This is a genomic window from Streptomyces sp. WAC06614 (assembly GCF_003949795.1).
GTDB lineage: Bacteria > Actinomycetota > Actinomycetes > Streptomycetales > Streptomycetaceae > Streptomyces.
In genome coordinates, this window is record NZ_RPRY01000253.1 from 1 (window position 1) to 10,353 (window position 10,353).

Annotated in this window: 8 protein-coding genes and 1 pseudogene; 3 read left to right on the forward strand and 6 right to left on the reverse strand. The window is 74.2% G+C overall.

Going from position 1 to position 10,353, the window contains the following annotated elements:
• Positions 1-22: 22 nt before the first annotated feature.
• The 6 genes from EF918_RS26490 to EF918_RS26515 form a co-directional block, all read right to left on the reverse strand.
• Positions 23-856, reverse strand: coding sequence for a carbohydrate ABC transporter permease (locus tag EF918_RS26490; protein ID WP_125651256.1), 834 nt, complete (start codon positions 854-856; stop codon positions 23-25).
• Entirely contained in the window at positions 853-1,776 is a 924-nt protein-coding gene (locus EF918_RS26495) for a carbohydrate ABC transporter permease (RefSeq protein ID WP_125651258.1), read from the reverse strand. Before EF918_RS26495 ends, EF918_RS26490 begins: the two co-directional genes overlap by 4 nt.
• Complete coding sequence (locus EF918_RS26500; RefSeq protein WP_125651260.1) at positions 1,773-3,113, reverse strand: sugar ABC transporter substrate-binding protein; 1,341 nt, start codon at positions 3,111-3,113, stop codon at positions 1,773-1,775. The genes EF918_RS26495 and EF918_RS26500 overlap by 4 nt, the downstream gene beginning before the upstream one ends.
• A 324-nt stretch (positions 3,114-3,437) precedes the next feature.
• A complete protein-coding gene (locus EF918_RS26505; RefSeq protein WP_125651262.1) occupies positions 3,438-3,803 on the reverse strand; it encodes a hypothetical protein in 366 nt (121 codons plus the stop codon).
• A 138-nt stretch (positions 3,804-3,941) separates the two neighbouring features.
• Positions 3,942-4,946, reverse strand: coding sequence for a serine/threonine dehydratase (locus tag EF918_RS26510; RefSeq protein ID WP_125651264.1), 1,005 nt, complete (start codon positions 4,944-4,946; stop codon positions 3,942-3,944).
• Between the two features lie 16 nt (positions 4,947-4,962).
• The gene (locus EF918_RS26515; protein ID WP_125651266.1) at positions 4,963-5,607 is read right to left on the reverse strand and encodes a TetR/AcrR family transcriptional regulator; all 645 of its coding nucleotides are present in this window, start codon (positions 5,605-5,607) and stop codon (positions 4,963-4,965) included.
• A 212-nt stretch (positions 5,608-5,819) separates the two neighbouring features.
• On the opposite strand from EF918_RS26515, the gene EF918_RS26520 reads away from it, so the two are divergent.
• The 3 genes and pseudogenes from EF918_RS26520 to EF918_RS26530 all read left to right on the forward strand — a co-directional run.
• On the forward strand, positions 5,820-7,499 hold the full coding sequence (locus tag EF918_RS26520) for a ricin-type beta-trefoil lectin domain protein (protein WP_260610698.1): 1,680 nt from the start codon (positions 5,820-5,822) through the stop codon (positions 7,497-7,499).
• 35 nt (positions 7,500-7,534) lie between these two features.
• The gene (locus EF918_RS26525) at positions 7,535-9,844 is read left to right on the forward strand and encodes an alpha-N-acetylglucosaminidase (RefSeq protein WP_125651268.1); all 2,310 of its coding nucleotides are present in this window, start codon (positions 7,535-7,537) and stop codon (positions 9,842-9,844) included.
• Between the two features lie 100 nt (positions 9,845-9,944).
• A pseudogene (locus tag EF918_RS26530) lies at positions 9,945-10,353 on the forward strand (hypothetical protein); the annotation flags it as partial.

Here is a 10,353-nt window from a genome sequence, read left to right on the forward strand (position 1 = left end):
GGTGCGGTGCGGTCGGGTGGGTTCAGAGCTTCACGGCGCCCTCGCCGACCCCCTTGAAGAAGTAACGATGGAGGGCGAGGAAGAGGATCACCATCGGCAGCAGGGCGGTCATGGCGCCGGCCGCGACGATCCGCTGGTCGGTGACGGTGGTGGTGCCGGCCAGGGTCTTCAGCCCGAGTTGCAGGGTGTAGTGCTCGCTGCCGGTGAGCACCAGCAGCGGCCACAGGAAGTCGTCCCAGGCGCCCATGAAACTGGTGATGCAGACCACGGCGAGGGCGCCCTTGGCGCCGGGCAGGAAGACCCGGGTGAAGCGGGTCCACTCGCCGGCCCCGTCCAGGACGGCGGCCTCCTCCAGCTCCCGGGGGACGGCGAGGAACGCCGCCCGCATGATCATGAGGTTGAGGACGGAGACCGCTCCGGGCAGCCAGACGCCGACCAGCGTGTCCACCAGACCCATACCGCGCACGATCAGGAACATCGAGACCATCACGGACTCGAACGGGAACATCAGGCTCGCCACCAGCACGGTGAACACCGCCGTCCGGCCCCGCCAGCCGGTCCGGGACAGGGCGTAGCCGCCCGTCGCCGCGCACACCACGTTGGAGGTGACGGCGAGGGCGGCGACGACCAGCGTGTTGCCGACGTACTGGAGCAGCGGGAAGGACTCCGCGACGCGCAGGTAGTTGTCGAAGGTGGGCCGGGCCGGCAGCAGACCGGCGTAGACGTTCTCGGTCCGCCCGCGCAACGAGGTCGCGAACTGCCAGGCCACCGGTCCGACCATGACGACGAGCACCAGCAGCAGTGCGAGGTAGCGGGCGGCCGGTGCGGCGCGGCTGCGCCGCCGGGCCGCGCTCATGCGTCGTCCCCCTGCGACAGCCGCCGCCCCAGCAGGCTGAAGACCAGCGTGAGGAGGAACAGCAGGACGGAGATCGCCGCGGCGTAGCCGGTCTCGCCGGCGAAGCCGAGGCCGACCTGGCGGATCAGGAACGGCAGGGTGCGGGCACCGCCGCCCGGGCCACCGCTCTCCCCGCCCAGGATGTAGATCTCGGTGAACACCCGCAGGGCCGAGACCGCGGAGAGCGTGCCGACCAGCAGCATCATGGGTTTGACCTGCGGGATCGTGATGCTGAAGAAGCGGCGGACGGCCCCGGCGCCGTCCAGGGCGGCAGCCTCGTGGAGGGAGGCGGGGACGTTCCCCAGGGCCGCGAGGTAGAACACCATGTAGTAGCCGAGGCCCTTCCACACGGTCACCAGCATCGCGGAGCACAGCAGCAGCCGGCTGTCGGTGAGGAACGGGACCGGTTCCGCGACCACCCGCAGCCGCTGCAGGACGGTGTTGACCAGTCCGTCGCTGCGCAGCACCCACTGCCAGATCAGGCCGACGACCACCGCGGAGGCGATGACCGGGGTGTAGTACGCGGAGCGGAACAGCCCGATGCCGGGGATCCTGTCCTGGACCAGCACGGCGAGGGCGAGCGGCAGCAGCACCAGCAGGGGGACGACGACCACCAGGTAGAGCACGCTGTTGCCGGTGGCGAGCCAGAAGTCGTCGTCGGACAGGGCCCGTGCGTAGTTGTCCAGGCCCACGAACCGGCCGCCGCGCAGGATCCGGGCGTCGGTGAGCGACAGGACGACGGTGTTGACGAACGGCCACAGGCTGAACAGCGTCACGGTCACCAGGCCGGGCGCGAGGAAGAGGTACGGCGTCCACCCCGCGCGGTGCAGCGGCCCCCGGGCCCCGGTCGCGCGGTGCAGCGGCCCCCGGGCCCGGCTCACCTGCCGCCCGCGTTCGCGGCGGCGAGCAGCTTGTCGGCCTCCTCCTGGGCCCGCCGTACGGCCGTGCGCGGGTCCTGCTCCCCGGTGATGGCCTTCTGCACCTCGCGGACGACCGCGTCACCGACCTGGTTGGTCCATTCCACCGGGGTGTTGGCGTCGAGCTGGGCGGTGCGCAGCTGCTCGGCCCCGACGGCCCGGGCCACGGTCTCGGCGTCGGTGCCGTCGCCGCGGTCGGAGAAGTAGGGGTCGGCCAGGCCTTCGGCGTGCGACGGGTAGATGGTGGCCTTGCGGGCGAACGCGACCTGGTTGGGGCCGTTGGTGACCCATTGGGCGAACGCGGCGGCGGCGTCCAGGTGCGCGGTGTTCCGTTTGATGCCGAGCGACTGGGCGTAGATGCCGATGTGGCCGAGGGTGCCCGTGACGGCCCCGGCGACCTGGGTGGCGGCGTAGACCTGGGGGGCGTTGCGCTTGATGTCCTTGACGAAGCCGGGCGAGCCGGGGCCGAAGACGAGTTTGCGGCTGCCGTAGAGCTGGTTGACGTCGTCGGCCTTCAGGAGGGATTCCTTGGGCATCGCGCCCTTCGCGTAGAGGTCCTTCATCCGGGTCACCCAGCCGACGGCCCGTTCGGTGTCGAAGGTGAACGCCTTGCGCTCGTCGTCGAGGAGCCGGATGCCCATCTTCTGCCAGTCGCCGGGCAGGCGGCCCTTGGGGTCCGCCATGAACGCGGCGTACCGGCCGCCGGAGCGGGCCGCGATCTGCTCGGCGTGGTCGAAGAACTGGTCCACGGTGGTGGGCGGCCTGGAGGGGTCGAGTCCGGCCTCGGCGAAGAGCTCCTTGTTGTACGTGAGGATCTCCGGGGTCACGTACCAGGGGTAGGCGAAGACGCCCCGGCCCTTGCCGGGCAGGGTGAACTGCTCCCACGCGCCGGGGACGTAGGAGCGGGCGGCCTCCGGATCGAGCCGGGCGACGTCGGCGAGCATGCCGCGGTCGCCGAGGAGCTGGAAGGAGTCGGTGGAGAGGTTGACGACGTCGGGGAGGGCGCCGGCCTGGGCGTCGGCGACGAGTTTCTCGTTGTAGCCGTCGCCGGGGACGTCCTCCCAGACCACCTTCACGTCCGGGTACTTCTCCTCGAAGGCGTCGATGACGCCCTGCACGTACCCGGTGTAGGTGGGCTTGAGCTGGAGGGTGCGGAAGGTGATGGTCCCGGCGACCCGGCCGGTGCGCTGCGCGTCCTCCACCGCGCCCGGTCCCCCGCCGACCCCGCAGCCGGGGGCGGTGGCCAGGACGGCCGCCACGAGCAGGGCGATGCCGGTCCGGGTCAGGTGCGAAGGTGTCATGCCAGCCGCCTCCGGGAGTTTCGTCCGCGCCGCCGAAAGAGCGGGGCCCAGGCTGTACGTCCTTCCGGAGTGCGTCAATGCGGCGCGGTCCGTGGTGGCCGACAGTGCTGCCACGGCAATTCACCCCGGCCGGGCCGCGAGCGGCGCCGGACGGGGTGTGGGGCAGGGGGGCTGCCTGCGCTGATGCGCTTTAGTAGGCAGCCTCCCGCGGGCATTTGCCGATTCCGTGCGGGGTGTCGCCGTCAGGGGCAGGTTGACTTCTTATCGACGGTTCCGGAATGCCCGCACTAATGCGCTTTACTCGTCCTGCTGCGCGTTACTTCCTCACTTCATCGCGTACTGGACCTTCTCGGCGAGCTTGCCGTCCTTGAAGCAGAACCGGAACACCGTCTCCTCGCCGCCCTTGGGGTCGGCGCTGGACAGGAACCAGGAGCAGGCCGATCCGGCGGGCTGCGCCGGGCCGCCGTCCTTGAGGGCCTCCTTGACGAAGCTCTCCCCCGAAGGCAGCCGGTCCCTGACGGCGCTCTCCGGGTCGCCGACCTGCACCGCCTCGTAGACGGACGGGTCGACCAGGGTCTTCTCCGCGAGGTCCAGGACCTTGCCGAAGCCGAACAGCACGACCGCGACCAGGCCGATGAACAGCACCAGCGCCACCCCGCACCCGATCAAGCATCCCTTGCGCTGCGCCATCGCCCTGTTCCTCCGTGCCCTGCTGCGGTCCCATCAACTGACGATCAGACCTTCGCAGGAGGGGGCGGCCGGGCGCCGTCCTCCAAAGTCGTCGGCCGGCGCGACGATCGTCGTGCCCGAGGCCGGCGCCGCCGGCGCCTACAGGTCGGACGGGTCGGTGTTCGCCCCGCACAGCACGACCGCGACCCGCTTCCCCAGCGGCGCCCCGGCCCCGCGCACGGCGGCCAGCGCGGTCGCGGCCCCGGCCTCGACGACGATCCGGTGCTCCTGCCACAGGGCGCGCCGGGCCTCGGTGACGGCCGTGTCCGGGACCAGGACCGAGGTGACGTCCCGGTGGCGGGCGGCGGCCAGGGCGTCGGCCGAGACCCGGGTGGCGCCGAGGGAGTCGGCGGCCACCGAGTCGACGGTGACGTCGACCGGCCGGTCGGCCGCCAGGGCGGCGTGCAGGGCCCGGCAGTTCTCGGGCTCGGCCGCGACCACCCGGATGCCGTGCTCGCGCGCGGCGGTGGCCACGCCGGCGAACAGCCCGCCGCCGCCCACCGCGACCACCACGGTGTCCACGCCCGGCAGTCCGGTCCGGATCTCCTCCAGCAGGGTGCCGGCGCCGGCCGCGACGAGCGGGTGGTCGTAGGCGTGGCTGCTGAGCGCACCGCTGGTGGCCGCGAACTCCTGGCAGGCGGCCAGCGCCTCGGCGTACCGCTGGCCGACGAGCCGCACCTGGGCGCCGTACGCGCGCAGCCGTTCGACCTTGACCCGGGGGGCGGTGGTGGGCACGAAGACGGTGGCGGGGACGCCGTGCGTGCGGGCCGCCCAGGCGCAGGCGAGACCGGCGTTGCCGCCGGAGGCGATGGTGACGCCCGCGGCGGGCAGGGCTCCGGCGTCGTGGTGGGCGGCGAGGAAGTTGACGGCGCCGCGGGCCTTGAAGGAGCCGGTGTGCTGGAGGTGTTCCAGCGCGTACCAGAGCCCGTCGGCGGCGGGGACCACGGCCGCGGTGCGGACGCGTCCGGCGATCCGGCCGGCCGCGGCGCGTACGGCGCCGGCGTCGAGCGGCCCACCGAGCTGCCGGTCGGCCTGCGGGCCCGGCCGGTGGCCGGGCCGGTGGTCGGCGTGCGGGCGGCGCTGCTGGTCGGGCCGCTGTTCCATGACGTGCTCCCGTGGGTCAGGCGGTGGCCGGGCGGGCCGCCGCGATCAGCTGGCGCAGGGCGCCGTAGTACACCTCGTGGTCGGTCAGGGGCGGCAGGACCTCGGCCGTGTGCCCGCCGAGGACCGGGAAGGCCTCCGGGTCGAGGGCGGCGAGCGCGGCCCGGCTGGTCTCGCGCGCGCCGGCCGGGTCGCGGTGGTCGACGAAGGCGGCGCTGCCGAGGGTGAGCAGGTACATCCGGCGGTACGCGGTCATGGCCGCGGCCGGGGTCATCCCCGCGGCGACGCTGTCGGCGAGGGCGGGCTCGACCAGCCGGGCCAGCAGCTGCCGGCCGAGCCAGGGCCGGCCGCCGCGCAGCACGAGCAGCCCGGGGTGGGCGACGAGGAGCCGGTAGAGCGCGGTGAACCGCAGCTCGGCGGCCTCGGCCCAGTCGGTGCCGGCGGGCACCTCGGGCAGTCGGGCGGCGAGGTGCTCGGTGCACAGGTCGAGAAGGCCGGCGAGGTCGGTGCAGCGGCGCTGGACGGTGGCGTGGGAGACCCCGAGCCGGTCGGCGAGGGCCCGGAAGCTGAGGGCGGCGGGCCCTTCCTCGTCGAGGATCCGCAGGGCGGCCGCAGCGACGGCCTCGGGAGTGGCCCGGTCCAGGGCGTCGGATCGGCGGGGCATGTGATACACCGTATCAGACGGCGTATCTGCCACTGTATCGACCTTGCGCCCGGGCACGGGAGTGCGCCCTGGCCCACCCGGCCCGGGCAGCGGCCCCTGCACCCATAGTGATGATCGCGGGACGGTAGGCGTCTGCGTTCGTTGACAGCGGGTAGCCACCCGGATGCACTGAGCCACACCTGCGTACGCCCTCCCCCGCCAAGGAGTCCTCCGTGCCGCTCCGCCTGCGCGCGCTTCCCTGCCTGACCGCGTCCGCCCTGCTCGCCGTGTCCCTGGCCGCCGCCCCGTCCGCGGTGGCCGAGCCGAACGCCACCTCCGACGTCCCCCTCGCCCTCACCCCGCCCATGGGCTGGAACAACTGGGCGCACTACATGTGCGACATCGACGAGCAGAAGGTCGTGTCCAACGCCGACGCCCTGGTGTCCACCGGGCTCGCCGCGAAGGGCTACGACACCGTGACGGTCGACGACTGCTGGATGGAGAAGCAGCGCGACGCCCGGGGCGACCTGGTGGTCGACCGGGCCAAGTTCCCGCACGGCATGGCCTGGCTCGGGGAGTACCTGCACGCCAAGGGGCTGAAGTTCGGCATCTACGAGGACGCCGGCTACCTGACCTGCGAGAAGTACCCCGGCAGTGGGACGCCCGACGGCGGCGGCCGGGACCATTTCGCCCAGGACGCCCGGCTGTTCGCGTCCTGGAAGGTCGACTACGTCAAGATGGACGGCTGCAACCTGTGGGTGCCGCCGGGCCGGACCAAGGAACAGGCCTACCGGGCGGCGTACGAGGCGGTCGCCGAGGCCCTGCGCGCCACCGGCCGCCCCATGGTGCTCTCCGCGTCCGCCCCCGCGTACTTCCAGCAGGGCGAGTGGGGCGGCTCGGACTGGCACAGGGTGCTGGGCTGGGTGGGACGGACGGGGCAGCTCTGGCGTGAGGGGAAGGACATCAAGGTCTACAAGGCGAGCGCGCCCACGGCCTCCCGCTGGAGCTCGGTCCTCGGCAACTACGGCTACAACCGCTGGCTCACCCGCTACGCCGGCCCCGGCAACTGGAACGACCCCGACTTCCTGATCGCCGGAGCGCCCGGGCTGACCGAGGCCGAGAGCCGCAGCCAGGTCGCGCTGTGGGCCATGATGGCGGCGCCGTTCATCCTCTCCTCCGACGTCTCCCGGCTCAGCCCGGCCGGCCTCGCCGCGCTCGGCAACACCGACCTGATCGCGCTCGACCAGGACCCGATGGGCCGCCAGGCCGCCGTGGTGTCCTCCGACGGCACCCACGACGTCCTGGTCCGGCCGCTCGACGGCGGCGACCGGGCCGTCGCCGTCCTCAACCGCTCCGCCACCGCCCGCGACGTGGCGGTGCCGCTCGCCGACATCGGGCTGCGCTCCTGCCGGGTGACGGCCCGTGACCTGTGGACGGGTGCCTCCTCCGAGGTCGCCGACACCCTGACGGCCAAGGTCGGCCCGCACGAGACCGCGGTGTGGCGGCTGTCCCCGCAGGGCTGCGCCGAGCCGGTGCCCACGGGGCAGCTCACCGGTGACGGCATGAGGTGCGCCGACGGGCAGAACACCACCGGGGTCGGCGCCGTGGTGCTCTCGCCGTGCACGGGCGGCAGCGACCAGCGCTGGGTCCTGGGCGACGACGGCACCGTACGACTGGACGGTGCGTGCCTGTCGGCCGGCGCCGGCGGGGCGGTCGAGCTGGCCGCGTGCGCCGAGGGCCAGGACGGCCAGCGCTGGGCCGCCCGGCGGGACGGGGCCCTGGTCGAGGAGACCGCCGGAGCGTGCCTGGAGGCACCCGCCACTCCCCCGGCCGCCGACGGCTCGGCCGCCCGGCTCCGGCTGGCGCCCTGCGTCGACCACCAGGTCAACCAGGCCTGGGCCCTGCCGGTCTGACGGCACGGACGACCGGGAGGACGTGGACGAGCCGGATGACCTGGAAGAACCGAACCAACCGGGTGCGCCGGGCCACCGTCGCCCTGCCCGCCGCGCTGCTGACCCTGGTGTGCCTGGGCGCGGCGCCGGGCGGGGCGCGCGCGGAGTCGTACGCCGCCCCGCCCGCGCCGCCCGGCGCGTACCTGCCCCCGCACCCGGTCCCCGGCCCGGCCGGCGTACGGGCGCCCGCGCGGGAGTTCGACGTGACACCGGCGCGCGAGGCGCTGGAGCGTCTGCTGCCGCGGCACGCGGACCAGTTCACCCTGGTTGCGGCGCCGCCGGACGCGGCCGCGTCCGGGGCCGCCGACGCCTTCGCGGTCTCCGGGACGGCGGGCAGGATCACGGTCCGGGGCAGCACCGGGGCGACCCTGCTGACCGGCGTCGGCTGGTACCTCCAGCACGTGGCCGGAGCGGACATCGGCTGGCCCGGTGACAGCCTGGACCTGCTGCCCGAGGTCCTGCCGGCGGTGCCCGCGCCGGTGACCCGCAGTGCGCTGGTGCCGCACCGGTACGCCCTCAACGACACCGACGACGGCTACTCCGGCCCGTACCGCTCCTTCGAGGAGCACCGGCGGCAGATCGACCTGCTGGCGCTGCACGGCATCAACGAGGTGTTCGTGCAGGTCGGCGCCGAGTACCCGTACTACCGCGCGTTGCAGCGGTTCGGCTACTCCCCGGCCGAGCTGCGTGCATGGATCCCGGCGCCCGGTCACCAGAGCTGGTGGCTGCTGCAGAACCTCAGTGGCTTCGGCGGTCCGGTCACCGAGCGGCTGATGGCGGGACGGGCCGAGATCGGCCGGCGGATCGCGGACCAGCTGCGCGGCCTGGGCATGACGCCGGTGCTGCCCGGCTACTTCGGCACCGTGCCGCCGGGCTTCGCCACCCGCCGGCCCGGGTCGACCGTGGTGGCGCAGGGCGACTGGGCGGGCTTCGACCGGCCCGACTGGCTGGATCCGCTGTCGCCGGCCTTCGGCGAGCTGGCCGCCGCCTACTACGCCGAGCAACGGGCCCTGTTCGGGGACAGCACCATGTACCGGATGAGCCCCCTGCACGAGGGCGGGCTGACCGGCACGGTCGACGTGAAGGCGGCGGCCGGTGCGGTGCAGGCCGCCCTGCACGCCGCCCGTCCGGGGGCCCTGTGGGCGGTGCTGGGCTGGCAGGACGACCCGACGCCGGAGCTGCTGGCCGGGGTGGACACCTCGAAGCTGCTGGTCCTCGACGGGCTGTCGGACCGCTACAACCGGCTCGACCGCGAGACCGCGTGGGGCGGGGCGCCGTACGCGATCGGCACGATCTACAACTTCGGCGGGCACACCACGATCGGCGCCAACACCTCCGTGTGGCTCGACCGCTTCGCGGCCTGGCGGTCCAAGCCCGGGAGCGCGCTGCGCGGGATCGCCTACCTGCCGGAGGCCACCGGCACCAATCCGGCCGGCTTCGACCTGTTCACCGATCTGGCGTGGGAGCCGGGGCCGATCGACCAGAAGGCGTGGTTCGAGCGGTTCGCGGCCCGCCGCTACGGGCGCCCGGACCCGGCCGCGGCCGCCGCCTGGGAGGAGCTGCGCAAGGGCCCGTACAGCACGTCCTCGGGGCTGTGGTCGGAGTCGCACGACAGCCTGTTCACCGCCCGGCCGAGCCTGACCGCCACGGGGGCGGCCCACTGGAGCCCGCGGTCCCTGCGGTACCCGGCGGACTCGGTGCGCCGGGCGCTGGAGCAGCTGCTGCGGGTGGACCCGGCGCTGCGCGGCTCCAGTGCGTACCGCTTCGACCTGGTGGACACCGCGCGGCAGGCCCTGGCCAACCACTCGCGGGTGCTGCTGCCGCGGATCAGGGGCGCGTACGAGGCCAAGGACCTGGCCCGGCTGCGGGAGCTGACCGGTCGCTGGGCGGCCGGGGAGCGGATGCTGGCCCGGATCACCGGCTCCGACCCGAACTTCCTGCTGGGCCGCTGGCTGGCGGCGGCCCGCTCGTGGGGCGGTGACCGGGCCGAGCGGGACCGGTACGAGTACGACGCCCGGTCCCTGCTCAGCGTGTGGGGCCGGCGCAGCACCAGCGAGGGCGGATTCCTGCACGACTACGCCAACCGGGAATGGGCGGGTCTGATCGAGGAGCTGTACGCCCGGCGCTGGCAGACGTACTTCGCGGGCCTGGAGGAGGCGCTGCGGACCGGGACCGCGCCGAAGGAGACGGACTGGCACGCCTTCGAGGAGGAGTGGGCGCGGCGGACCACCCGGCACACGACCCGGCCGAGCGGTGACCCGTACGCCGTGGCGACGGAGATCGCGGCGGCGCTGCGGCAGGACTGATTTCGGCGGGCCCCGGCCGGGCCTGCCCCGGGCGCGGGGCCCTGGTGTCACGCTGGGAGGCGTGGAACGCCCGGCAGCGGCGGGAAGGCGGTGGTGGGGCATGGGCCCGGGAGGATCGGGCGGCGGCGGGACCGGCGGGCGGGGGTCGGGTGACGTCCCGCGCGGGGTGGTCGCCGGGCTGACCGCCGGCTTCGCCGGTGTGTGCGCGGCGCAGCTCGCGGCGGCGGCGGTCCGCCCGGAGTCCGCCCCGGTCACGGCGGTGGGCGCGGTGGTGGTGGACGCCACCCCGCACGCGGTGAAGGACTGGGCGGTCCGGGAGTTCGGGACCGCCGACAAGCTGGTCCTGACCGTCGGGATCCTGGTGCTGCTCGCGGGGATCGCAGCGGCGGCCGGGGTGCTGGCCGTCCGCCGGCCCCGGGCCGGGGCCGCGGTGGCGGCCGGGTTCGGGCTGGTGGGCGTGGCGGCCGCGGTGACCCGGCCGCCCCGCCCACCAGCCGTCTCCTTTACAC

What these genes read in the sequence shown, in the direction of transcription:
- EF918_RS26490 (WP_125651256.1), bottom strand. Translation starts at nt 856, where the DNA reads ATGAGCGCGGCCCGGCGGCGCAGCCGCGCCGCACCGGCCGCCCGCTAC.
- EF918_RS26500 (WP_125651260.1), bottom strand. Translation starts at nt 3,113, where the DNA reads ATGACACCTTCGCACCTGACCCGGACCGGCATCGCCCTGCTCGTGGCG.
- EF918_RS26505 (WP_125651262.1), bottom strand. Translation starts at nt 3,803, where the DNA reads ATGGCGCAGCGCAAGGGATGCTTGATCGGGTGCGGGGTGGCGCTGGTG.
- EF918_RS26510 (WP_125651264.1), bottom strand. Translation starts at nt 4,946, where the DNA reads ATGGAACAGCGGCCCGACCAGCAGCGCCGCCCGCACGCCGACCACCGG.
- EF918_RS26515 (WP_125651266.1), bottom strand. Translation starts at nt 5,607, where the DNA reads ATGCCCCGCCGATCCGACGCCCTGGACCGGGCCACTCCCGAGGCCGTC.
- EF918_RS26525 (WP_125651268.1), top strand. Translation starts at nt 7,535, where the DNA reads ATGACCTGGAAGAACCGAACCAACCGGGTGCGCCGGGCCACCGTCGCC.